General features: G+C 60.7%; 25 protein-coding genes. 13 read left to right on the top strand and 12 right to left on the bottom strand.

The window, feature by feature from the left end; genetic code table 11:
- The first annotated feature begins 4 nt into the window (after nt 1–4).
- Both C4J94_RS13470 and C4J94_RS13475 read left to right on the top strand, forming a co-directional pair.
- Complete coding sequence (locus C4J94_RS13470) at nt 5–1,327, top strand: LLM class flavin-dependent oxidoreductase (RefSeq protein ID WP_124386614.1); 1,323 nt, start codon at nt 5–7, stop codon at nt 1,325–1,327.
- 144 nt (nt 1,328–1,471) lie between these two features.
- Complete coding sequence (locus C4J94_RS13475) at nt 1,472–2,404, top strand: cupin (protein WP_124386615.1); 933 nt, start codon at nt 1,472–1,474, stop codon at nt 2,402–2,404.
- Between the two features lies 1 nt (nt 2,405).
- On the opposite strand, the gene C4J94_RS13480 is transcribed toward C4J94_RS13475, so the two are convergent.
- Nucleotides 2,406–3,311, bottom strand: coding sequence for a LysR family transcriptional regulator (locus C4J94_RS13480; protein ID WP_124386616.1), 906 nt, complete (start codon nt 3,309–3,311; stop codon nt 2,406–2,408).
- A 118-nt stretch (nt 3,312–3,429) separates the two neighbouring features.
- Nucleotides 3,430–3,690, bottom strand: a complete 261-nt coding sequence (locus tag C4J94_RS13485; protein ID WP_124386617.1) for a metallothionein — start codon at nt 3,688–3,690, stop codon at nt 3,430–3,432.
- Between the two features lie 195 nt (nt 3,691–3,885).
- On the opposite strand from C4J94_RS13485, the gene C4J94_RS13490 reads away from it, so the two are divergent.
- On the top strand, nt 3,886–4,116 hold the full coding sequence (locus C4J94_RS13490) for a hypothetical protein (RefSeq protein WP_124386618.1): 231 nt from the start codon (nt 3,886–3,888) through the stop codon (nt 4,114–4,116).
- Nucleotides 4,117–4,137: 21 nt separating this feature from the next.
- Here C4J94_RS13490 and C4J94_RS13495 read toward each other — a convergent pair whose 3' ends face one another.
- A complete protein-coding gene (locus C4J94_RS13495) occupies nt 4,138–4,365 on the bottom strand; it encodes a hypothetical protein (protein ID WP_124386619.1) in 228 nt (75 codons plus the stop codon).
- 159 nt (nt 4,366–4,524) lie between these two features.
- On the opposite strand from C4J94_RS13495, the gene C4J94_RS13500 reads away from it, so the two are divergent.
- Together C4J94_RS13500 and C4J94_RS13505 are read left to right on the top strand one after the other, a co-directional pair.
- Nucleotides 4,525–5,142 (top strand): dTMP kinase, encoded by a 618-nt coding sequence (locus C4J94_RS13500; RefSeq protein WP_124386620.1) that lies wholly within the window; start codon nt 4,525–4,527, stop codon nt 5,140–5,142.
- 145 nt (nt 5,143–5,287) lie between these two features.
- On the top strand, nt 5,288–6,499 hold the full coding sequence (locus C4J94_RS13505) for a cytochrome c biogenesis protein DipZ (protein WP_124386621.1): 1,212 nt from the start codon (nt 5,288–5,290) through the stop codon (nt 6,497–6,499).
- Here C4J94_RS13505 and C4J94_RS13510 read toward each other — a convergent pair whose 3' ends face one another.
- Nucleotides 6,500–7,843 (bottom strand): HAMP domain-containing sensor histidine kinase, encoded by a 1,344-nt coding sequence (locus C4J94_RS13510; RefSeq protein WP_124386622.1) that lies wholly within the window; start codon nt 7,841–7,843, stop codon nt 6,500–6,502.
- A complete protein-coding gene (locus C4J94_RS13515) occupies nt 7,840–8,580 on the bottom strand; it encodes a response regulator (RefSeq protein WP_124386623.1) in 741 nt (246 codons plus the stop codon). The genes C4J94_RS13510 and C4J94_RS13515 overlap by 4 nt, the downstream gene beginning before the upstream one ends.
- A 303-nt stretch (nt 8,581–8,883) precedes the next feature.
- Between C4J94_RS13515 and C4J94_RS13520 the strand changes: the two genes are divergently transcribed.
- The 5 genes from C4J94_RS13520 to C4J94_RS13540 are packed head-to-tail and all read left to right on the top strand — an operon-like array spanning nt 8,884 to nt 14,122.
- Entirely contained in the window at nt 8,884–10,206 is a 1,323-nt protein-coding gene (locus C4J94_RS13520) for an epoxide hydrolase family protein (protein WP_372240884.1), read from the top strand.
- A 59-nt stretch (nt 10,207–10,265) separates the two neighbouring features.
- Nucleotides 10,266–11,339, top strand: coding sequence for an alpha/beta fold hydrolase (locus tag C4J94_RS13525; RefSeq protein WP_124386625.1), 1,074 nt, complete (start codon nt 10,266–10,268; stop codon nt 11,337–11,339).
- Between the two features lie 14 nt (nt 11,340–11,353).
- Nucleotides 11,354–11,863, top strand: coding sequence for a cytochrome P460 family protein (locus C4J94_RS13530; protein WP_124386626.1), 510 nt, complete (start codon nt 11,354–11,356; stop codon nt 11,861–11,863).
- 22 nt (nt 11,864–11,885) lie between these two features.
- Complete coding sequence (locus tag C4J94_RS13535; protein ID WP_124386627.1) at nt 11,886–12,662, top strand: alpha/beta fold hydrolase; 777 nt, start codon at nt 11,886–11,888, stop codon at nt 12,660–12,662.
- A gap of 41 nt (nt 12,663–12,703) precedes the next feature.
- Nucleotides 12,704–14,122 (top strand): aldehyde dehydrogenase family protein, encoded by a 1,419-nt coding sequence (locus C4J94_RS13540; RefSeq protein WP_124386628.1) that lies wholly within the window; start codon nt 12,704–12,706, stop codon nt 14,120–14,122.
- Nucleotides 14,123–14,137: 15 nt separating this feature from the next.
- On the opposite strand, the gene C4J94_RS13545 is transcribed toward C4J94_RS13540, so the two are convergent.
- A complete protein-coding gene (locus C4J94_RS13545) occupies nt 14,138–14,848 on the bottom strand; it encodes a helix-turn-helix transcriptional regulator (RefSeq protein WP_124386629.1) in 711 nt (236 codons plus the stop codon).
- A 74-nt stretch (nt 14,849–14,922) separates the two neighbouring features.
- Between C4J94_RS13545 and C4J94_RS13550 the strand changes: the two genes are divergently transcribed.
- The gene (locus C4J94_RS13550; RefSeq protein ID WP_164485580.1) at nt 14,923–16,080 is read left to right on the top strand and encodes a cytochrome P450; all 1,158 of its coding nucleotides are present in this window, start codon (nt 14,923–14,925) and stop codon (nt 16,078–16,080) included.
- 62 nt (nt 16,081–16,142) lie between these two features.
- Here the strand turns inward: C4J94_RS13550 and C4J94_RS13555 are convergent, their stop codons facing one another.
- Nucleotides 16,143–17,054: a LysR family transcriptional regulator gene (locus C4J94_RS13555; RefSeq protein ID WP_124388978.1), complete on the bottom strand. Its 912-nt coding sequence runs from the start codon at nt 17,052–17,054 to the stop codon at nt 16,143–16,145.
- Between the two features lie 121 nt (nt 17,055–17,175).
- On the opposite strand from C4J94_RS13555, the gene C4J94_RS13560 reads away from it, so the two are divergent.
- Both C4J94_RS13560 and C4J94_RS13565 read left to right on the top strand, forming a co-directional pair.
- Nucleotides 17,176–17,916, top strand: coding sequence for an SDR family NAD(P)-dependent oxidoreductase (locus C4J94_RS13560; RefSeq protein ID WP_124386630.1), 741 nt, complete (start codon nt 17,176–17,178; stop codon nt 17,914–17,916).
- Between the two features lie 19 nt (nt 17,917–17,935).
- Nucleotides 17,936–18,151, top strand: a complete 216-nt coding sequence (locus C4J94_RS13565; RefSeq protein ID WP_124386631.1) for a 2-hydroxymuconate tautomerase family protein — start codon at nt 17,936–17,938, stop codon at nt 18,149–18,151.
- Between the two features lie 47 nt (nt 18,152–18,198).
- Here the strand turns inward: C4J94_RS13565 and phzG are convergent, their stop codons facing one another.
- Genes phzG through C4J94_RS13590 form a run of 5 tightly spaced genes read right to left on the bottom strand, consistent with a single transcriptional unit; the run spans nt 18,199 to nt 23,454 of the window.
- A complete protein-coding gene (gene phzG / locus C4J94_RS13570) occupies nt 18,199–18,867 on the bottom strand; it encodes a phenazine biosynthesis FMN-dependent oxidase PhzG (RefSeq protein ID WP_124386632.1) in 669 nt (222 codons plus the stop codon).
- On the bottom strand, nt 18,864–19,700 hold the full coding sequence (locus C4J94_RS13575; RefSeq protein WP_124386633.1) for a PhzF family phenazine biosynthesis protein: 837 nt from the start codon (nt 19,698–19,700) through the stop codon (nt 18,864–18,866). Before C4J94_RS13575 ends, phzG begins: the two co-directional genes overlap by 4 nt.
- A 2-nt stretch (nt 19,701–19,702) precedes the next feature.
- Nucleotides 19,703–21,592 carry an anthranilate synthase family protein gene (locus C4J94_RS13580; RefSeq protein ID WP_372240897.1) on the bottom strand — a complete coding sequence of 630 codons (1,890 nt, stop codon included), beginning with the start codon at nt 21,590–21,592 and terminating at the stop codon, nt 19,703–19,705.
- A gap of 20 nt (nt 21,593–21,612) precedes the next feature.
- Nucleotides 21,613–22,236, bottom strand: a complete 624-nt coding sequence (locus C4J94_RS13585; protein WP_124386635.1) for an isochorismatase family protein — start codon at nt 22,234–22,236, stop codon at nt 21,613–21,615.
- Nucleotides 22,237–22,251: 15 nt separating this feature from the next.
- Nucleotides 22,252–23,454: a 3-deoxy-7-phosphoheptulonate synthase gene (locus C4J94_RS13590; RefSeq protein WP_124386636.1), complete on the bottom strand. Its 1,203-nt coding sequence runs from the start codon at nt 23,452–23,454 to the stop codon at nt 22,252–22,254.
- Between the last annotated feature and the right edge of the window lie 2 nt (nt 23,455–23,456).

Consider the following 23,456-nt stretch of genomic DNA (forward strand, 5'->3'; position numbering starts at 1 on the left):
CGACATGACCAAACGACAGCTCAAACTGGGCGCCCTGACCATGGGGTGCGGTGGCCCGGGCCGCCATAACCTGTGGCTCGACCCGCAGTTGCCGGCCGACGCCAGCGTCAACATCGACTGGTACATCGACATCGCACGCCAGGCCGAGGCGGCGTTGTTCGACCTGATCTTTATCGTCGACAGCCAGTTCATCACCCCAGGTTCACCCTCCCATTACCTCAATCGCCTGGAACCATTGACCCTGCTGTCGGCACTGGCCGTGAGCACGCGGCATATCGGCCTGGTGGGTACGCTGACCACGTCCTACAACGCGCCGTATAACGTTGCACGGCGCCTGGCTTCACTGGATTTGATCAGCAAAGGCCGCGTCGGCTGGAACGTGGTGACCAGCGGCGATGCGGGCACTGCCGGCAATTACAGCCTTGACGAGCATTACGACTACACCACGCGCTACAGCCGCGCCGCCGAACATGTGCAGGTGGTGCAGGGGCTGTGGAACTCTTACGAGGACGACGCCTTCGTGCGCGACCGCGCCACCGGGCAGTTTCTCGACCCAAGCAAACTGCATCGCCTGAATCACCAGGGCGAACACTTTTCGGTGGTCGGCCCGCTGAACATCCAGCGCTCACCCCAGGGCCAGCCGGTGATCTTCCAGGCCGGGGATTCCGAGCAAGGCCGCGACCTGGGCGCCGCGACCGCCGACGTGATCTTCACCCATGCGACCAGTATCGAGCAGGGCCAGGCGTTCTACCGGGATATAAAGGACAGGGCAGTAGTCGCAGGCCGCGATCCGGAGCAACTGTTGATCATGCCGGGTGCGGAGGTGTATGTCGGCGACACCGATGAGCACGCCCGTGAAATCGAGCGCCATTACCACCAGACCGATCATAGCTTCGAGCTTGCGCTCAAAGAGTTCGGGCGTAATTTCGGCTGGCATGACTTCAGCCAGTACGACCTCGACGCGCCGTTCCCCCAGCAGAGCCTGGAGGCGGCGCGCAGCAGCTTCTTCACTGCGGCCAAACGCATCGCCGATCAGGCCCGCGAGCAGGGTTTCAGCTTGCGTCAGGCCGTGGAATTTGGCCGACAGCTGCGGCCTGGGGCCTTCACCGGCACGGCCGACACGGTTGCGCAGAAAATGGCGGACTGGCTGCAGGCGCGGGCCGTGGATGGTTTCAACATCTACATCGGGCACCCGGAGCAATTTGCCCGGTTCACTCGGGAGGTCATTCCGTTGCTGCAGGAGCGCGGCGTCTACCGCACCGCGTACGAAGGCAAGACCTTGCGCGACAGCCTGGGGCTGGACATTCCGGCGTTTGCGCACCGTTAAGCCGAACGGTTGCTTACCCGTTTGGCACAACTGCTGTGCGGATCAAGGGATTAATCCGCCGGCGCGCTTATGCCTATAGTCCACTCACCCGCGCAGCGCACTCAACGGCGCCGCGCATACCCGTCGCAGACTGAGGTGAGCCTGATGAACCGTGAATTGAACCCCGCGTTGGCCGATACCTACCAAGTGGACGCCGAGTACTTCGAGTACAGCAAGGCCGCCAACCCCATCAGTGCCAATCTCATACCGCGCATTCCCTACCACAGCTTTCCTGCCTCGCTGTATGCCAGCGGCCCTTCGCGAATCGTGCCGCTGGACCTCAGCGAGGCCCTGGGCTGTGAAGGCCCGGCCACAGGCCCCGGCCTGTGCGCGAACTTCATGCGCCTTAACCGTGGCGACACATTGACCCTGCAACCCAACGCGACCTCCCAGGTGTTCTACGTGATTGCCGGGGCGGGCAGCGTGACCCAGGCCGAGCATGAGATTCAATGGTCCACCGGCTGTTTTATCGCGCTGCCGGGATTGCACGCGGCGCACTTCAGTGCCAGCGCGGATGCGCGACTTTACTATGTGCACGATGAGCCGTTGTTGCGCTACCTGGGGGTGACACGCAGCGCAGACCGCTTTACCCCGACGCTGTACCCGGCGGAACTGGCCAACACGAAGCTGCGCGAAGCGGCGGATGACCCCCGCGCCCAGGACCGCAGCCGCATCAGTATCCTGCTGGGCAACCGCCACTTCCCGCAAACGCGCACTGTGACCCACGTACTATGGGCGATGTACGGAATTCTGCCGGCCGGGTCGGTGCAAAAGCCCCACCGGCATCAGTCGATTGCCCTGGATTTCATCATCGATTGCCCGCCAGGTTGCTACTCCCTGGTAGGCACCGAGCTGGACAGCGATGGGCAGATCCGCAACCCGGTGCGGGTCGACTGGTCGCCTGGCCTGGCATTCGTCACGCCGCCGGGGTATTGGCATGCGCACTTCAATGAGTCCGATAGCGAGGCGTTCCTGATCCCGATTCAGGATGCGGGGCTGCAGACCTACCTGCGTGCCCTGGATATTCGCTTCAGTTGAGTCAATGCCAGTCCGGTGTCTCGCCCAGGCGCTCAACCATAAAGTCAATAAAACAGCGGACCTTGGACGACACGATGCGCTTGGGCGGGTAGACGAACCACACGGCAAACTCGCGCTCTACCCCCTGGATCCGCCATTGCGGCAACCACACCACCAGCTCGCCGGCCCTGATGCCTTGCGCCACCAGCCAGTCTGGCAACAGCGCAAACCCCAGGCCCTGGCGTGCGGCGATCAGTTGCGCGTCCAGGTCGTTTATACGGATACAGTCGCCATGCACCAACGGCAATACACGGCTTTGGCTTGCGAAGGTGAAATCGCTGACGGGACGAGTGCTCAGTACCGCAGGCACATGGGCCAGATCGGTTGGCGTGGACGGCGGCGGGTGTTGCATCGCAAAGGCCGGGCTGACCACCAGGCGGTAATGGCCGTCGCACAACTTGCGCGCCTTCAACGTGGAATCGGCCAGGGCGCCGACACGAATCGCCAAATCGACACCCGCGTGGATCAGATTGACCTGGGTGTTATCCAGCATCAACTCAAGGCTGACCTGCGGGTAGCGCAGGCGAAAGTCATTCAACGCCGGCAGGATATGATGACGGGCGAAGGCTGGCGGCAGGTTGAGCTTCAACAACCCACGCGGGTGCTGGTTCAACGCAGACGTAGCCGCCTTGGCGTGTTCCAGCTCATCGAGCACGGTGCGGGCGTGCATCAGGAACGTGTGACCACCTTCGGTCAGGTGCAGGGTGCGCGTGGAGCGATTGAACAGCGCGATGCCCAGGTCCTGCTCGAGGTCCTTCACATAGCGTGAGACGGTCGAGGCCTTGATGCCCAGGCGCTCGGCGGCGCGGGAAAAATTGTTGCCATCGGCGGCTTCGACGAAGGCGGTCAGGGCAGCGAAATAGTCCAAAAGACGGCCTCGGGGCAGGGCGGACAGACCAGCAGGGTGGGGAGGGTGGCGGCATCCTGTCAACTGCTGAAGCAGACCCACCTGCAGGAGGCGTGCTCCCACAGGTGGATCTCCACGCTCAGGGGGAAATGGGGTCGCTGGCCGGGAAGGTTTCTTCGATCGCTTCGTCGAGCTGGCTGTCGCTGACCGCACGGTCTTGCACCTGCACATTCGACTCGCAATGGCATTCGGCGCTGGGGCACGCCTGGCCGCGCGGATGCAGGTCGGCACAGGCCTGGCTGCAGTACGCTTTGCCGTCGCGTTCATAGCGGGCGGCATCGCTGACCTGGCAACTGCAGCCTGGGCAGGCACATGGCAAATCCGGGGTGGTGTGGTTCATGAGTCCTCCGATTGTCCGTCATGGTTGAATAGTCCACACCTGATTTGGATCATCGAAAAGCCACGAGTTTAAAAAAAGCGCAGCTCGGGCTGATGAGCGGTGGCCCCGCGCTTGCGCGGCAAAAAAACGAACGCGTCAGTGGGTCCGGCGTCTATGTTGATAACAACGTCGACACAGCAAAGAGGAGGTTTGCCAATGAACCATTACCCCGCGGGCGACACCGATTTTGAAGCACGCAACCGTTTGATCGGCGACGCCATAGGCCTGGCTTTCGATGAGGTGGAGTTGTGGGTGACCTCGGTTGAAGAGGACGGCAGCGGCATGGGCTATGTGCTGACGTTCTCCGAAGACACGCCCAGCGATGTCCTCGCCAAGGTCGAGGGGCTGGGCGCTGATCGTACGATCAATATTGGCCCGATTGACTGAGGCCCACCAGGCCAGGGCCATTCACGGCTGCTTGTAATGCCCCGGAATGTCATGGCCTTCGTCACTCGGCTTGGTACGCTTTTGTACTTGGACGTCACTCAATTGCGCATCCTTGAGCTCGGCAAAGCGCTGCCTGAGCAGGGATTGTGCGAGCTGCGGGTCCAGCTCATCGCCTTCGTATTCGAGCGTGCGGCTTTGTGGCTGGTTGTCCAGAATGAAACTGATCAGGTAGTGCGGCTTATCGAACATGGGCGTTCCTCCATTACAATCAACACGTGGTACCCGTGCAGGGCGTGATCGTTTGAGGACTGGACGGCGCGGTGATTCAGAAAAAATCAGAAGTTCTTCAGGCTCGATTCGCCCTGCGGACAACACACCGATCGCTATGTCCGCCATGGGAGCTGGTCAATGAGCCGCGCGCTATTCGTTTCACTGGACGGGCCCAAGGGCACCGGCAAGACCACGCTGCTGGAAGCGGTGACGTCGGCACTCAGGGCCGAGAATAAAAAAGTGATCCGGCTGTGCGAGAAAAAGAGCGATCCCCATCGGGGTGAAACCATGGCACTGGTCAACCAGCTTGTCAGGCACCCCAGCCGCGCGTTGGAGCGGGCGGTGTGTGAGCGTTTCGCTGAGAGCCGCAGCTGGATGTCCAGGCATGTACTGCCTAAGCAGCCACCGGACAGCATCATTCTGATCGACCGCTGGTACCCGTCCGACGCGGCGTTTCGTCGGCTGATTCCGTTTGCGCAGATTCTACAGTTGAACATCGAACGCAACGTGCAAGTGCCCGACCTGCATGTCGGGGTGGTTACCGACGCTGAACTGTCCTGGGCGAGGGCGGCGGCGCGACGGCGTGGGCTGAGCAGTACGGTACTGCATACGTTGGAAGAACACGTCGCTTGCACCCAGGCGTTCGAGCGAGCGGTCGCCGATCACGGTTGGGTTCTATGCCGCAATGAAGGCACCATCGAGCAAGCGACCAGGCAGGTGGTTTGCGAGATTAATGGCGTGTTGAGCGCACGCTAGCTCCGTACCGCAGTGTATCCAAGGGCCGCTCGGATACTTGCCGATTCAATAGAGCGCCTTACCGACACACTCGCGATACCTCCACGCGGTTCAATTGGCGCCAGCGAGGGACTTCACCTCGGCCAAACCAACAGCAGGTGGCGCCATGTTATTGATCGCATTCCTCGGCGGTATCGTCACGGTGCTCAGCCCGTGCATTCTGCCCGTCGTGCCGTTTCTATTCGCCCGAGCCGATCGCTCGCCCTCATCAGTGGTGTGGACCCTGCTCGGCCTGGCGCTGACGTTTGCCCTGGTTTCCAGCCTCGCCGTCGTCAGCAGTGACTGGGTGGTGACGGCCAACGGTATCGGTCGCCAGGTGGCGCTGGTGGTGCTGGTGCTGTTCGCCCTGTCGTTGCTGTCCGCCAGGGTCGGCAACTGGCTGATGCGGCCGTTAACGGCGCTGGGTAATCGCCTCGATCCTGCAACGCGCAGGTTGTCAGGACCCGGCGCATCGCTGCTGATCGGGGTCGCCACCGGACTGCTGTGGGCGCCCTGCGCAGGGCCGATCCTCGGCATAATACTGACCAGCGCGATGCTGCAAGGCCCCAGCGCTCAGACCAGCTTCCTGCTGTTGGCCTACGGCTTGGGCAGCGCTCTCTCATTGGGCGTGCTGATTTTCGCCGGCCGAGGCCTGATGTCTCGGTTGAAATTGTCGTTGCCGGTCACCGCCTGGCTACGGCGTGGTGCCGGCCTGGCCACGCTTGTGGCGGCGGTGGTGGTCGCCAGTGGCGCACAGAGCCAACTGCTCGCGGGCACTTCATCCGAGGGGGCGGCGAGGGTGGAGCAATCGCTGCTGAGCGGGGTACCCAGGATCGTTGATTCCCTGGTGGACACTGTGAAGGCCGCGACCACGCCTGAGATGAGCGTGAAGGGTGAAATGCCGTCGCTGTCGGGGGCCGTCCAGTGGCTGAACTCACCGGAGCTGAGCAAGGAATCGTTGCGAGGCAAGGTGGTACTGGTGGATTTCTGGACGTTTGATTGCATCAATTGCCAGCGCAGCATTCCGTACGTGAAGGAGTGGGCGAGGAAATACGAAAAGGACGGGCTGGTGGTCATCGGCGTGCACACGCCGGAGTATCCGTTTGAGAGGGTGGTCGACAACGTGCGCAAAAACGTAGCGAAGCTGGGCCTGAACTACCCGATCGCCATCGACAATAATTATGCGATCTGGCGCGCCTTCGACAATCAGTACTGGCCCGCGCACTACATCGTCGACGCCGAAGGCAAGGTCCGCTACACCCATTTTGGCGAAGGCAGTTATGACGCCCAGGAACAAGTGATCCAGCAGTTGCTGGCCGAAGCGAAGAACAAGGGGTGATTATCGCGGGGGATGATCCACGGGCGTCTTGGCGGAAAGTTTGAGCGTGGGCGGCAGTGTCAACTCCGCACACAGGCCGCCGCCGTCGCGGTTCACCAGGCGCAGGGAGCCCTGCAGTGTAAGCGCCAGTTGTTGTGAAATCGCCAAGCCCAGTCCTGCTCCACCGGTTTCCCGATTTCGCGAGTTCTCGACGCGATAAAAAGGTTTTAACACTTCGGGCAGTTGGTGTTCAGGTATGCCGGGGCCACGGTCCAGCACTTGAATCAGCAACCCACCTTCCGGTTGGCGCTGTACGTTGAGTTCGACCGCTGAACCAAACTTCAACGCATTATCCACGAGGTTGACCAGAATCCTGCGCAGCGCATGGGGGCGCGTGTCGATGGCTACACCGCCGTTCGCCACCAACGCGACGTCCTTGCCCGTATCGAGGTAGTCGAACACCAGGCTTTCCAGAAAGGAGTCGACATCCACGCGCCGGCTTGGCTCACTGGAACCGGCCATACTGCGCGCGTAGGCCACGCCTTCCTGGACGAGGTGCTGCATTTCATCCAGGTCCTTATAGAGCTTGTCCTTTTCAAGCGAATCTTCCATGAACTCGGCGCGAAGCTTCATGCGTGTGATGGGGGTCTGCAGGTCGTGGGAAATAGCCGCCAATAGCTGCATGCGTTCCTTGACGTAAGTGGCGATGCGCTCCTGCAGGGTATTGAAAGCGACGGCAGCGTAGGCCACTTCCACTGGCCCGTCCTCCTTGAGCGGTTCACCCTGGCCATTCGGATCAAGCCCGTCTACCGCCTGGGAAAGCCGCGTCAATGGGCGTATGGCCGTGCGCACGGCGAGCCAGGTACAGATGAACAACAGCAACAGTTGCGCAACCAGAACAACCGGTAGCCACGGTGATAGCGGCATTACCGATGGCCGCACATCAATGGTCAGTGGGCTGCCGTCCTTCAGGCGCAAATGGGCCTGGTAGTGGGGGCGCACATCCGGAATGTCGGTGAAGCTCAGTTGATAGTCTCGGCCCAGTGTCGCTTGCATGGAGCGCACGGATACAGGCGCCGTGGCCATGTGCATTGGCGAACCCGGCTGGCCTTGCTCCAGTGCGTATCGGTAGTTCGGGTGTTCGAAACGGGGCAGCCAGGCCTCACGCTCATCGGCCGGCAAGCGCTCCAGTACCGCTACCGAGGTGGCCAGGTCTTGTTCGAAATTATCCAGCATCAAGGTCTTGGCGCTTTGATAACGCTCATAAAACTGCAGGCCGAACGACATCCCATGAGCTAGCACCAGACTCACCAGGAAGATAAGTGCCAACCGCGAGGCCAGCGTGCGTGGCCAACCCATCGTCATGGCCGCTCTCCGGAGACTTCCACGGCGTAGGTCAATACGTAGCCCTCGCTGCGAACCGTCTTGATGTAGGCAGGGGCTCGCGCGTCGTCCTGCAGCCGGTGGCGCAGCCGACTGACAAGCAAGTCAATCGACCGGTCGAAGAGGTCGGCGTCGCGGCCCTGGGTGAGGTTGAGCAACTGATCGCGGTTGAGGACGCGCTGCGGGTGGTCGAGGAAGACGCGAAGCAGCCGATACTCACCGCCGCTTAACGTCACGATGGTGCCTTCACTGTCCAGTAAATGCCGGGCCGTGGTATCCAGCCGCCATTTGCCAAAGGCGAGGAGCCGGGCCGCTTCGGTGAGGACAAGATTGGGCGGCAACATGCGTGTGCGGCGCAGCACGGCGTTGATTCGCGCCAGCAACTCCCGGGCGACGAAGGGCTTGACCAGGTAATCATCGGCGCCCATCTCCAGGCCGATGATGCGGTCTGTGTCGTCATTGCGCGCGGTGAGCATCAGAATCGGTGTAGCTTTATGCTTGCCTGCTCGCAGTTCCCGACACAGCACCAACCCGTCGTCTCCGGGCATCATGATGTCCAGCACAATCAGGTCGACCGGCGTGGACTCCAGAAAGGCACGCATCTGGCGGCCGTCCGCCAACACCGTCGTGCGCAGTCCGTTTTTCTGAAGATAATTGCCCACCAACTCTCTGATCTCGCGATCGTCGTCGACGATGAGAATGTGATCTACGTGCTCCACTTGACCCACCTTTAGCCCTTGGCTGTTGTTGTTTGTTAACAAGAAGGCGCCGTCGAGTATATCCAGGTGCCGGCTCCCATCGGGGAACCCTTTTCAGCGTACGTGCCCAGGTTGCCACCCGGCGCAGGTCTACGCGTGGTCGGTTTGTAGGGTTTTGTATCTGTGGCGCAACTGGATACACAGTGATTCATTTCCTGCCGGTGGGTGACACAAACCGGATACCTGCCGGGCGTTAAATGAACCCATCGAGAAGGCACACGCCTTCTCCTGGCGATGACTCATTTGATGCACGGAGATCCCATTATGGACTGGAAAAACCCTGTGAAGCGGGGCATGTTTGGGTTGGCCCTGATAGCTGGGAGCGGGGGTGCCTGGGCTGCCGATGCGTCAGCTGCCAGCGCGGCTTCGACCCAATCCGAATCGATTCGGCCTTACCGAATTCACGTCGATGAAGCTCAACTGACCGATATGAAACAGCGCATCGCCGCAACCCGCTGGCCAGACAAAGAGACCGTCAATGACGTCTCGCAGGGCGTGCAGTTGGCCCAGGTCCAGGCGCTGGTGAAGTACTGGGGCACAGGCTATGACTGGCGCAAGGCCGAGGCCAAGCTCAATGCGCTGCCCGAATTCATCACGACCATCGACGGCGTGGATATTCAGTTCATCCACGTCCGCTCACGCAACCCCAACGCGATGCCGCTGCTGCTGACCCATGGATGGCCTGGCTCGCAGTTCGAGTTCCTGAAGACCATCGGCCCGCTGACGGATCCGGTGGCTTACGGCGGCAAGGTTGAAGACTCATTCGACGTGATCATCCCGTCGATCCCCGGGCACGGTTTTTCCGGCAAACCGACAGAACTGGGCTGGGGGCCGGATCGCGTCGCGAAGGCTTGGGACGTGCTGATGAAGCGTCTGGGGTACGCCCAGTATGTTTCCCAGGGCGGCGACCACGGTTCGGTGATATCGGATGCATTGGGTCGCCTGAATCCGCCTGGCCTGCTGGGCATTCACTTGAACATGCCGGCCACCATCCCGCCCGAGCTGGTCAAGCCGATCAACAGTGGCGACCCGGCCCCTGCCGGGCTTGCCGAGCCTGAACGCAAGGCGTTCGATTCATTGAGCACCTTCTTCGGCCGCAACGCTGCCTATGGCGCAATGATGGTTACCCGCCCGCAAACCATCGGTTACCTGCTGGCCGATTCGCCCACCGGCACCGCGGCGTGGATGTACGAAAAATTCGCCGCCTGGACCGATAGCGACGGTCAGCCTGAGCGGGTCCTTAGCCGTGACGAGATGCTGGACGATATCAGCCTGTACTGGCTGACGAACGTCGGCGCATCGTCCTCGCGCTTCTACTGGGAAAACAACAACAACAATTTCAGCGCAGCCGCGCAGAAGACGGCAAGCATCAAGGTGCCGGTGGCGATCACGGTATTCCCCCACGAGATCTATCAGGCCCCCAAAAGCTGGGCGCAACGCGCCTACCCATCACTTGCCTATTACAGCCAGGTGAGCAAGGGCGGCCACTTCGCGTCCTGGGAACAGCCGCAATTGTTCAGCGAAGAGTTGCGTGAAGCCTTCCGGCCGCTGCGCGTCAAGCTGGGCGCAACCAAGACCGCGCAGTGACACATACGCACGTCAACACACCGGGCCGTTACTCGCGGGCCCGCCACGGAGAAAATACGATGGATATGGCCTTGCTCAACAACCCAAGTAAAACCTGGCGCCTGCGGGCTTTTGCCCCAACGCTTGTGGCCGCCGCGTTACTGCAATTTACCGCAGTGGCGGTAGGTATTTCCCAAGCCAGCGCTGCCGACATACCGGCTTCCACCGTAGGTTCTATCACGCCGGGCGCCAACACTTCACTGGGTGCGCTCAAGCATGTGAAGGCAGGCGTGTTGGACGTGTCCTACGCGGAACTCGGCCCGGCCGATGGCCCGGTGGTGATTTTGCTGCACGGCTGGCCCTACGATATCAACGCCTTCGCTGACGTTGCTCCTGCTTTGGCGGACAAGGGCTATCGGGTTCTGATCCCTTCTGCCCGTGGTTATGGCGACACGCATTTTCTCTCGACCAAGACCGTTCGCAATGGCCAACCTGCTGCGCTGGCGACCGACCTGATCGACTTCATGGATGCGCTGAAGATCAAAAAAGCCGTGCTGGGTGGGTTTGACTGGGGCGCCCGCACTGCCGATATCGTCGCAGCACTGTGGCCGGAACGCGTAAAAGCCCTGGTCGCGGTGAGCGGCTACCTGATAGGCAGCCAGGAGGCGGGGAAGGCGCCGCTGCCGCCAGCCGCCGAATTACAGTGGTGGTACCAGTTCTACTTCGCGACGGAGCGCGGCCGCCTGGGTTACGAGAAAAACACCCATGACTTCGCCAAGCTCATCTGGAAGCTGGCCTCGCCGAAGTGGAATTTCGACGACGCCACGTTTGATCGCAGCGCAGCGTCCCTGCAAAACCCGGATCACGTGGCCGTGTCGATTTTCAACTATCGCTGGCGCCTGGATCTGGTCAAAGGGGAGCCTAAATACGACGCGATCGAGCAGAAGCTGGCGGCATTTCCTTCCATCAGCGTGCCGACTATCACGATGGAAGGCGACGCGAATGGCGCGCCTCACCCGCCCGCTGAGGCTTACGCAAAACGTTTCACCGGTAAGTATGAATACCGCCTTATCAGCGGTGGAATCGGGCACAACCTGCCTCAAGAAGCACCGCAGGCGTTCGCCCAGGCGGTGATTGACGCTGATCACCTCTGACAGGGAGAGTCACGATGAAATTCATGCATCTGGCCGTCTTGTCCGGGGCTGTTGCAGCGGTTGCGCTCACCTTCACGGGTGCCGCAATGGGCGATAGCGCTGACGGCGACGCTTCGCCGATCTACGGCGTGAAAATTCCCGAAGGCTATCGCAAGTGGGCGCTTATCGCCCCAGCGCAGGAAGCCGCTCCCCTGGACGAATTGCGCGCCGTGGTCGGCAATGACCTAGCAGTCAAGGCCTACCAGGACTCAGCGTTACCTTTTCCCGAGGGCACGGTGCTGGTGAAGCTTGCCTGGAAACACGTGCAATCGCCCGAATTCGAGCCGGCTTCCATACCCGGCGCAGCCACAACGGTTCAAGTGATGGTGAAGGATTCGAGCAAGTACGCCGCGACCGGCGGCTGGGGCTTTGGACGTTTTATCAACGGCAAGGCTGTCGATCAGGCGCAGCACGAGACCTGTTTTGCCTGCCATCAAGCACGCGTTCAAAACCATGATTTCGTGTTCACACGGTACGCCCCTTAACCCAGACTCAACGGAGTTTCACATGAAAAAAACCCTTGCCTCGCTGGCCGTCGCAGCCTGCCTGTTTGCCGGTACCACCGCGTTCGCCCAGACCGAAAAACCCACCATCGTGCTTGTTCACGGAGCCTTCGCCGACGCCTCGAGCTGGAACGGGGTGGCGAGCATTCTCGAACAGGACGGTTACACCGTGATCGCTGCAGCCAACCCGCTGCGCAGCGTGAAAAGTGATGCCGCCTCCGTCGCATCACTGATCACCAGCATCAAGTCGCCGGTTGTGCTGGTGGGCCATTCATACGGCGGCAACGTCATCAGTGCAGCGGCGAATGACCAGGCCAACGTCAAGGCGCTGGTGTATGTCAGCGCCTTCGCCCCCGACACCGGCGAAACCGTCGCCGGTCTGGCCGGCAAGTTTCCCGGCAGCACATTGGGGCCAACCCTCGCAGCGCCGGTGCCATTGAGCGATGGAGGAAAAGACCTGTACATCCAGCAGAGCAAATTCCACGACCAATTCGCCGCTGACGTTCCTGCCGCACAAGCCGCATTGATGGCCGCAACCCAGCGCCCGGTAACCGACGCCGCGCTGAACGAGCCATTTGGCACGCCGGCCTGGAAGCACATCCCGAGCTGGTCGATCTACGGCGACCAGGACAAGAACATCCCGCCCCAGGCACTGGCGTTCATGGCCAAGCGAGCGGACGCTAAAGCCGTGGAGGTGGTGAAGGGCGCGTCCCACGTGGTGATGGTCTCAAATCCAGCGCCCGTGGCTCGCTTGATTGAGAGAGCCGCGACGGCGAAATGAGCAGCATCCTGCTCATCCAACCCAATGCCTAGGTGAAGCCCATGCACAGCATCAGCACGAGCTACATAGACGGCACGTTCGTCCCGGTTCGGGGCACGGAGCGCTTGCCGATTATTTCTCCTACGACCGAGAACGTTCTGGGGATGGTCACGCTGGCAAACCGCGAAGATGCGGTGCTGGCCATCGACGCGGCCGCGCGGGCACAGCGTTCGTTTGCCCGCAGCTCTAAAGCGCAGCGCATTGACCTGCTCAGAGCGCTGCAAGCCGCGGTGCTGAGGAGCGCCGATAACATTCGCGACTCTGCCATTGAGGAATACGGCGGGGCCTATTCGCGTACCCAATGGGTAAGCCAGTACGTCTCGCAGTGCTTTGCGAATGCTGTCCAGACGCTTGAAGACTACCCCCTGACTCGAACAATCGGCGCGGCGCGGGTGTCAATGGAGCCGGTGGGTGTCGCAGCGCTGATCGTGCCCTGGAACAGTGTCGCTGGAACGGTCTGCAGCAAGTTGGCCTCGGCCATCGCTGCGGGTTGTACCGCTGTAATCAAGCCCAGCGAACTCAGCCCCGTTCAGACCCAAGTGATCACCGAGGCGCTTCACAGCGCGGGGCTACCGGATGGACTGTTCAATGTCTTGCTGGGCAGAGGGCGAGACGTTGGGGATGAACTGAGTACAAACCCAAAAGTGGCGAAGATTTCATTCACAGGCTCTACTCCAACCGGCAAGCTGATTGCGCGTGCAGGCCTCGACAGCCTGAAGCGGGTGAGCCTGTCGTTGACCGGCAAGTGCGCCTCGATTCTGCTGGAGGATGCAGATTTAGCCAGCGCCATCCCGCTGATCGTGAATGCCGCGTTCATGAACAACGGCCAGGCCTGTGTCGCTGGCTCGCGACTCCTGGTGCCGAGCCAGCGGGCAGCTGAGGTCATCGCTGCCGTGAAAGCCTTTGTCGATACGCTGGTCGTTGGCGATCCATGGCGTCCTGATACCAGCCTGGGGCCGCTGGCCAGTGCAGCGCAGTTTGATCGAGTCCAGCGGTTCATTCGCCAGGGCCTGGAACAGGGCGCTCGACTCGTCGCTGGCGGGGCAGGGCGCCCGGACGGCATCGACAGAGGCTACTTTGTCAAACCCACGGTATTTTCCGAAGTGAAAAGCTCGGTGGCGATCGCGCAGGAAGAAATATTCGGGCCGGTGCTGTCAATCATGACCTACGACTGCGAGGAACAGGCCGTCGAGATTGCCAACGACACCATTTACGGATTGCAGGCCTATATCTTCGGTAACGATCACGACCGCGCCAATCGTATGGCTTGTGAGCTTGAGGCGGGTACCGTTTTGATCAATCGTGCCGCTCCAGAATTACTCGCACCCTTTGGCGGAGTGAAGCAGTCAGGGATAGGCAGAGAGTTTGGCGTGTCAGGTTTGGAAGCGTTTCTGGAGGCTAAATCGGTGGTGTCGGGTTAGGCGGCAGAGTCTTTCTCACATCGGGCTGAACTCAGCAAGCCCGAACCGGCCAGAGAGTTCCTTCTGTCCCTTCGGTGTCACGGCGAGTGCCCGACTATCAAGGTCCTGAATTACCCACTCGCGGCTTATGACTGTCTGTAAAAAAGCCGCTCCGAGGGCTCCGGCAAGATGAGGGCGGCGCATGCTCCAGTCCAGGCAGGAGCAGGCGAAACGGCGTCGCTGTGCTCTTAGCTTTTTTATCTCTATACCGAGACCGGTGAAGGCTTTTTCACCGCTTATCGTAAGCTGATACAAACCTTCCCCAGAAACCGGCACGGTTAACCAGCCTGACGCCATGAAATGGTCGTGCAGTTGTACAGCCAGTGTTCCTGCCATGTGGTCATAACAGGTGCGCGCGAACTGCAATCGGGTCGGGGTCGTGGATATATATCGTTTATCGGCGTTTTGGCTGATCACCATGAGCGCTTCAATAGCCTGGGCCACTTGCGCGTCAGCCAGACTGTAGTAACGATGCCTGCCTTGGGTGTGCAGCTTTACCAAACCGTCCTCTTTTAGCCTCGCCAAATGCGCGCTCGCGGTGGATGCGCTCACGTCGGCGATGACGGCCATTTCAGTACTGGTACGGGCGTGGCGGTCCATCAGCGAACAAAGCATTTTCGTCCTCGCAGGCTCGGCTATCGCACCGGCTACCCGAGAAATCGCGGTGTCATTGCTTTGAGCATCCATATTTCGTTCCTGAGCGAATCGTCGCCATGAAGGGTGTTCGATAGTAGCTGTTCTTTGTGAACAGGATTTTTGGAATGACACCTTTTGAAGCAGCTACCCATGCTGATCCTTACGATTATTATGCGGGCCTCAGGCAACAACTGGGTCTGCTATTCGATGCAGATTCTCGTTTATGGATCGCAAGCAGCGCCAAAGCGGTTGAAGCCATTCTGGAGCATCCAGATTGTCGGGTGCGTCCGCTAGACGAGCCGATTCCGCCTGCCATTGCACAGGGCGCGGCAGGCATGATTTTCGGTCGTTTGATGCGCATGAATGAGGGCCCGCAGCACCTGTGCCCCAAGAAGGCTATCGCACCCGCCTTGGCTTCTGTAAAGACGCAAAGCATCGCAGCCGTCGTGTCACGCGTGATCGAGGCCTCCGATAGCCAGGTCGAAAACCCCGATGAGTTGATGTTCACGTTACCCGTTTCTGTCGTTGCGACCTTGTTAGGCCTTCCATCCAAGCGGCTACGGGACGTAGCGCGGCTTACACGGGACTTTGTGGCCTGCCTGTCACCGTTAAGCGACGCCATTCAACTCGGTGAATCCAATTCTGCGGCCGCTCGGCTAAGTCAATTATTCAGCGAGCTGCTGGGTACCGACGATGAAAGTGGCTGCTTCTTGAGCCATGTCAGGAGCGGATGCGAAGCCGCCGCCTGGAGAGATCAAGAGGCATTGATCGCTAACCTGATCGGCCTGTTGTCACAGACCTGCGAAGCCACCGCAGGCCTGATCGGCAATACCCTCGTAGCGCTCAATCGTAACCCTGATCTGCTTGAACAGTTGGAATCTACGCCAATGCTCGTTGCAGACTTGGTAGAAGAGGTCGCGCGCTACGACGCGCCCGTGCAAAACACCCGTCGATTCGTTGCGAAACGATGCACCATCGAGGGTAGCGTTTTGGAGGCGGGCGATACGGTTCTCGTGTTACTCGCTTCAGCGAACAGGGATTCCTGTGCGAACCCGGACCCCGATAGCTTTTTGCTCAAACGCATTGAGCGGCGCACCTTCAGCTTCGGCACTGGAAGACATGAATGCCCAGGCCAGCAACTTGCATTGACGATCGCCTCCGAGGCGATTTCGGTATGGCTACATCGCAAACCAGCCTCGTCTGATCCTCATTATCAGTGGAGCTATTTACCCTCTATCAATAGCCGTATCCCCAGGTTTTATCTTGATAGTGAAACTCAGTAGTGATCGTAGTTATTTGTGAAGCATGGCCGCACGAGGTGTAATCGCCTTGCCTGGCATGACATTCAACGCGTCAGATGGTCCGCCAAGTAGTCGATAAACACCCTGACGCGCAGCGGCAGGTGCCTTTTTTGCGGAAATATCAGGAAAAATGGCCGGGTAGTACCACCGTACTCCGTCAGCACCGCTTGCATGGCGCCGCTATCCAACTCTTCCTGAACCGTAAAACGGTACGCCTGCATCAGGCCCGCGCCGCTTTTGGCCAGGGTTGCCGTGGCGAGGAAATCGCTCTGGCAGGTGTAGTTGCCCGAGGTTTCCAATTCCACTTTCTGGCCGTTGACGTTAAACGCCCATAGCGACCTGCGCCCGCTGCTGGGCATTTCGAACTGGATGCATTCATGGTCCTTCAGGTCTGCCGGAGTCTGCGGTATACCGGCGTGTTTCAGGTAATCGGGAGTGGCGACCACTAACAATTCCGTGTCTTCAAGACGCCTGGCGACCAACCCGGAATCGTCCGGTTGCCGTCCTCTGATGGCGAGGTCGAAACCTTCTTCTATGAAATCGATGTTGCGATTGCTTACGTGGACGTCAATTTTGACGTCGGGATATCGCTGGCGAAAGCTCGGCAGCAAAGGCAGCAGCCGGTAGTGCGCATAGGGAGTGGGCGCGCTGATGCGTATTCGCCCGGACGGTGCATCCTGGGCACCGGTAATTGTCCGTTCAGCCTCTATCAGTTGGGTCAAAGCCTGCTGACATTGCTCATAGTAGGCGCGGCCGCCTTCCGTCAGGCGCATTTGCCGCGTGGTGCGCACAAACAACACCACGCCCAGGCGCGCCTCCAGCCGTGCGATCGAGCGGCTCACCGCCGCCGGACTCAAGCCTGCCTTGATGGAGGCTGCGGTGAAGCTGCCACTTTCTGCGGTGAGGCAGAACAACTCGATACTGCCCAGCTGGATGTCATCAAAATAGCGGCTCATGACGTCCTTATTCATTACATGGAGTATCAATTGAAGTGCTTTCTACGCCATTTTTCAACGTCGGCTTGTCATTTAGATTGGCGCTTCACTCACATTGAATGCCTCAACAGGCGGAGCAATCATGAAAGCAGCACGAACTGTCATCGTCACCGGCGCCTCCAGCGGCCTGGGGTTTGCGATTGCCAAGGCCTATCTTCAACGTGGCGACAACGTTGTCGGCAACGCTCGCACCCATGCTCGGCTGCAGGAAGCCGCTGCTCGTCTGGGCAACCCGTCCAATTTCGTCCTTGTGGCAGGCGACATCGCCAAACCGGAAACCGCACAGGCCTTGTTCGATCAGGCGGTGGCTGCTTTCGGCAAAGTCGATATCCTGATCAGTAATGCCGGTATCTTCATTCCCAAGCCGATAGGTGAATATACCGACGCCGATGTGGACGCCATGATCAACACTAATCTGAAGGGCTTTTTCTACCCGGCCCAACTGGCGGCCAGACATATGGCCGCCAACCAAAGCGGTCACATTGTTGCGATTACGGCATCCATAGCCATGCAACCCAATATCAAAGTCCCGGCGCTGTTGCCGGTGCTGATCAAGGGCGGCCTGAATCATGCGGTGCAAGGGCTCGCCCTTGAGCTGGCGGCGTCGCAGGTGAAAGTCAATGCGGTGGCTCCGGGCATTATTAACACGCCGATGCACGGCGACAATGAACAGCACCACACTTCACTTAGGGGCATGAGCCCGAGTGGCCGTATCGGGTCGCCTCAGGATGTGGTCGATGCGGTCTTGTATCTGACCGATTCCTCGTTCGTCAGCGGCGCGATCCTCCCCGTGGACGGCGGCTCTACTGCCGGAACATGGTGAACCATAGGAGGGTCGGAACATGCCATACGTAAACATCAAAGTGACTCAGGAAGGCGTGACCGCTGAGCATAAGCGTCAACTCATCGAGGGTGTCACGACGTTGTTGCACACCGTGCTGAACAAACCGCCGACATCGACCTTCGTGGTGATTGATGAGGTGCCCACCGACAACTGGGGCGTTGCCGGCGAGACGATCACGGCGCTGCGAGCGAAGGAAAACGCCCCCAAGCAATAGCCTTCCAGCAGCGCCTGCGTTCGGAGAATGAGTTGGCCGAACGCTTTTCAGGGCTGCAAACGCCGCACCCTCCATCCCGTATCGCTACAGTCATAGCGCAACCGCTCATGCAACCGCTCCCGCCCATTGCCCCAGAACTCCAGCGATTCAAGCCGCAACTCGAACACGCAATACCCTTCGGGACGCGGCAGCGGGCCTTGCACCTCGGCCAATTGCTGGGCAGCGTTGCGCATGGCCTGCACATCCTCTAAATCTTCACTCTGGCGCGACACCGATGACATAGGGTGCGTGGCATACGGACGCTTGAGCCACGCCTCATCAGCTTTGGCATCCGGCAGGCGCACGGCCTGGCCATTGAGGATGATCTGCTGACTGGTTTCGCGCCAATACAGCACCCCCGAGGCCCATGGGTTGTGGGCCAGTTCACGGCCTTTCTGGCTGCCGGCATGGGTGCTGAACACCACCCCGGCGTCACTGATCTCGCTGATCACCACGATTCGCGTAGAGGGCCGGCCCTGGCGGTCGGCGGTGGCCAGCGCGAGTGCCCTGGGTTCGCGGATACCCACGCGTCGCGCACGCTCCAGCCAGTTGCGCAGCACGCTCATGGGGTCGGCAGGCAGCGTTTGATATTCGGGAAACGGTGCATCCAGTGTGCCGGTGAGGGATTCCGACAGGCCTTTACCCAACAGCGGCGTACCCTGTATTGAGCTGTTCATAGCACGATGCTCCCGCGTCCGAACGTGACGCCATGACCTGAGACCTCGACGCGCGTCAGGTGCTCGGCGCGGCCCTCGGCCTTGGCGAACATCAGTGACGGGCGACCTATTTCCACGCCTTGCAAAATCTCCACGGGCTGGCCGAACGCTATCTGGCCATGGCGCGCCAGATGGATCGCCAATGGCCCGGCAGCCGAGCCTGTGGCCGCATCCTCGACCACGCCGTAGGCCGGGGAGAACATCCGGCTGCGCCAATGCCGTCCTGCGCCGGCAAAACAATTGATCGCCATGTCGTGGAAGTTCGACAGTGCACGGTGGTCGGGGTGCAGGGCCGACAAGGCTTCAATGCTCGGCAGGCCGACGAACACATGGCGCGGGCCGTTGTGATAGATCTCGATGGGAAAGGTCGAGTCACTGATGCCAAGGGCCTCGAGCAATTGCGCGTCGCGGCCCAGGGCTGTCCAGGTCGGGATCGGCTGGTCCATGCTGGCGGCAATCACGCTGCCGTTCTGGCGCTCGAGCTCAAAGGCGATGGTGCCCATTCGGGTTTCCAGATACAGCCGGTGGTTGTCGGTGTGCGCACCCAGGGCAATGGCCGTCCCGAGCAACGGGTGCCCGGCGAAGGGGAGTTCGTTGACAGGGGTGAAAATCCGGATCAGCGCATCCCCACCGTTACGTGGCTTGAGCACGAAGGTGGTCTCCGAGAGGTTCATCTCTCGGGCGATGCGTTGCATTTGCGCGGGCGGCAAATCATCGGCGTCAAAAAACACCGCGACCGGGTTGCCTTCCAGCGGGACGCTGGCAAAGGCGTCGATGATGACGTAGTGGTGCATGGTTATCTCCCGGCCGCCGAAACGGTGCTGTCGACAGGTGCGTGGATAAGGGCGTGGCGCAGCAAGTCGGCGATGATGCGTGGGCCCTCCTGGGTCAGCAGCGACTCGGCATGAAACTGCATGGAGGCAAACGACGGCCCACGCAGGGCATGGACTTCGCCGGTCTCGCTGTCGCGACTGATCTCGACGCTGCCGATGCCGTCGATGTCCAGGTGGTCACTTGAGCTGCGGGCCGCGAACGTATTGTAGAAACCCACCCGTTCGGCATTGCCGAACAGGTCGATCTGTTTTTGCACGCCCTGGTTGGGAATGGCCTTGCGTTGCAGTTCCAGGCCCAGGCACAGGCTCAGCACCTGATGGCTCAGGCACACCGCGAGGAACGGTCGCTGCTGGCTGAGCAAGGAACGGATGGCCACGTGCAGGTGGTTGATTTTCGGTAGATGCACGTCGCTCGGGTTGCCAGGCCCAGGGCCCATGATCACCAGGTCGTAACCGTCAAAGCTGTACTCGTCGCTGAAGCTGCGCACCGTCACCACCAGGCCCAGGGCCCGCAGCTGCTTGGCGATCATCGAGGTGAAGGTGTCTTCGGCGTCGACGATCAGCACCTGGCGCCCGCTGAAGTCGGCCTGGGTCTGTTGCCGCTGCTGGCTGTTCATCAACCAGAAATCCGAGACGTAGGCATTGCGGCTGGCCAATGCCGCGCGTACCTGCAGGTGGTTGCCGAAGCGCGAGGGCGCCTGGTTTTTCAGCGCGGCGATCAGGCCCGCGGCCTTGGCCCGGCTTTCGGCGGCTTCGGTCATCGGCTCGGAGTGCCGCACGATGGTCGAACCCACGCTGATGCGCACCTGCCCGCTGTTATCGATGTCGGCGGTGCGAATCAGGATCGCCGAGTCCAGGGAACGTCCGCCCTTGCCGTCGCTGCCGATCAGTGCAGCCATACCGCTGTAGTACGCCCGTCCTTGCGGCTCATAGCGCCGGATCACTCGGCAGGCGCTTTCCAGCGGGCTGCCGGTGACCGTCGGGGCGAACAGGGTTTCATGCAGGATTTCGCGCACATCGCGACGGGTCTTGCCTTCGATGAAGTATTCGGTATGGGCCAAATGGGTCATTTCCTTAAGGTAAGGACCTAGGACGTGACCGCCGTCTTCGCAAATGCGCGCCATCATTTTCAGTTCTTCATCGACCACCATGTACAGCTCATCGGCCTCCTTGCGGTCGGCCAGAAAATCCATGACTTCGCTCAAGCTGGGGCCCGCGGGTGGGTAGCGGTAAGTGCCGCTGATGGGGTTCATGACCGCGATTCCATCTTTGACGCTGATGTGGCGCTCGGGGGATGCGCCGACGAAGGTGCGGTTGCCGGTATGGATGATGAAGGTCCAATAAACGCCTTTTTCTCGCTCCAGCAGGTGACGAAAGAACGACAGCGCACTGGCCGGGCCGTACTCGCTGATTTCCGCTAGAAAGGTGCGCTTGATCACGAAGTTGGCACCTTCCCCGGAGCCGATTTCGTTGGCGATCACTTGGCTGACGATCTCGGCATAGCGGGCGTCGCTGAGGTCGAAGCGTTCGTTGTTCAATTGGATCGGAACGTTGGGCAGCAGCGCCAGCAACTGCTCGATGCCGATGGATTGCTGCTCGGTAATCTTCATCGCCAACAGCGGCGACTGATCGTCCAGCGCCTCGAAACCGCGTTCGGCAATCTGGCGATAGGGAATCAGCGTCAGTACATCCAGGCGAGGTGCACCGATCGAGGGCGCAGGCAAGTCGATGTCGGCCAGCAGTCGTGGCTCCGACATCTCGCCCATCAGCACATTCAGCAGCCCGGGGCCGCTGGATTCCGGACGATACAACAGGGCAAACGGTTCGGGCACCGGTTGCAGAATGCGTTCCATCAGGCGGGCGGCGGCTTGGTTCATAGCACCACCTCGTCGGTAGTGATGACCATCGCGCAACGGCTGGCGGCGTATTCCATGGCCATCCAGTGGTGCTCCTTGCTGAAGTCGGCGATAGCGTCGGCAACGAGGAAGGGCTGGATATCGTTGGAGTACGCATCCACGCTGGAAATCAGCACCCCGACGTGCGCATACACGCCACACAGGATCAATTGATCACGCCCGCTGGCGTGCAGGCGTTGCAGCAAGTCGGAGTTGAAGAACGCGCTGTAGCGCCACTTGGTCAGCTGCCAGTCACCGGGTTGGGGGGTGAGGGCGTCGACCACTTCGCGGTCGGCCGGGCTGGCCTTCATGCCTGGGCCCCAGAAATCCTTGAGCAGCCCGCGTTGCTCCTCGTTCATGCTGCCCGGCTGGGCGGTATAGGCCACCGGTACGCCGTTGTCGGCAGCCCACTGGCGGATGCGTGCAGCATTGCTGATGACTTCATCACGTAGCGCATCCGGCAAGGGCCGCAGGAAGTAACGCTGCATGTCATGCACCAACAGCACGGCGCGCTTGGGGTCAATGTGCCATTGCGCGAGGTTAGAGGGCAGGTCGCGGGCAGTCGGCAGCGTGTAAGGGACAATCGATGGGATGCCGGTCATGGCGACAAACTCCAGTCAAAGGGAGGCAAGGGGGGAGGAGGGCAGGGTTTTCCAGGCCATCACCGCAGTAATGGCTTGCCAGGGGTTCAAGCGCGGGTCGCACAGGCTTTTATAATGGCTGGCCACCTGGCTCAGGCCGGCGGCATCGGAGGCGCACTCGCTGACGTCATCGGGCGTGGTTTCCAGGTGCAGGCCGGCGGCCACGCCACCGGCCGAGATCACGGCATGCTTGAAGGCGGCGATTTCTTCGGTGATGGTCTGCACCATGCGGGTCTTGTTGCCGCAGGGCGCGACGATGGTGTTGCCATGCATCGGGTCGCTGAGCCAGATGATCTTGTGGCCGGCCTGGCGCACTGCTTCAACCAGCGGGGGCAGGCGGTCTGCAACTTTGTGGGCACCCATGCGGGCAATCAGGGTCAACCGGCCGGGTTCGCGCCTGGGGTCCAGGCGCTCGCACAGGCTCAGTAACTGATCCTGGGTGATGTCCGGGCCGATCTTGCAGGCCACCGGGTTGAGTACTTCGCTGAGCAGCGCCACATGAGCGCCCGTCAACTGGCGGGTCCGTTCGCCAATCCACGGCCAGTGGGTCGAGCCGAGAAATATCCGGCCCTGTTCGTCCTGGCGCACTTGCGGCAGTTCGTAGTCGAGCACCAGCATCTCGTGGCTGGTCCAGGCAGGCGAGCCGGTGAGTTGCTCCTTGCCGGCCGGTTCTTTCCATCCCAGGTGCCGCATGATGTCCTGCGCGGCGCGATAGCCTCGAACCAGGCGTTGCGCATCATGCTGGCGATGGCCGGGGACCGCCTCGCGGCCGTTGACCATGTCGCCGCGATACACCGGCAACTCGACATCGCCGACGCGTTCGCTGTGGTTGGAGCGAGGCTTGGCAAACTGCCCGGCAATCCGCCCCACGCGCACCACCGGTTGCTCGGTCACCAGCCGGAACGCCCCGGCCAGGATGTCCAGCACCGCGGCTTTGCGGGGCACATGCTCGGGAGCGCTTTCATCCATGTCCTCGGCGCAGTCACCGCACTGGATGATCATCGCTTCACCCGCCGCGACCCTGGCCAGGGTGGCACGCAAAACCAGAATGTCTTCGACGCGAATCAATGACGCGCTGTCCCTGAGGTAGGCCTGCGCGTCATGCAGTTGTGAGGGTTCGCTCCATTGAGGCTGCTGGAACGCTTCACAATTTAGAACCCGTTTCAGTAAGTCTTCCATGA

The organism is Pseudomonas sp. R5-89-07, assembly GCF_003851685.1.
Lineage (GTDB): Bacteria > Pseudomonadota > Gammaproteobacteria > Pseudomonadales > Pseudomonadaceae > Aquipseudomonas.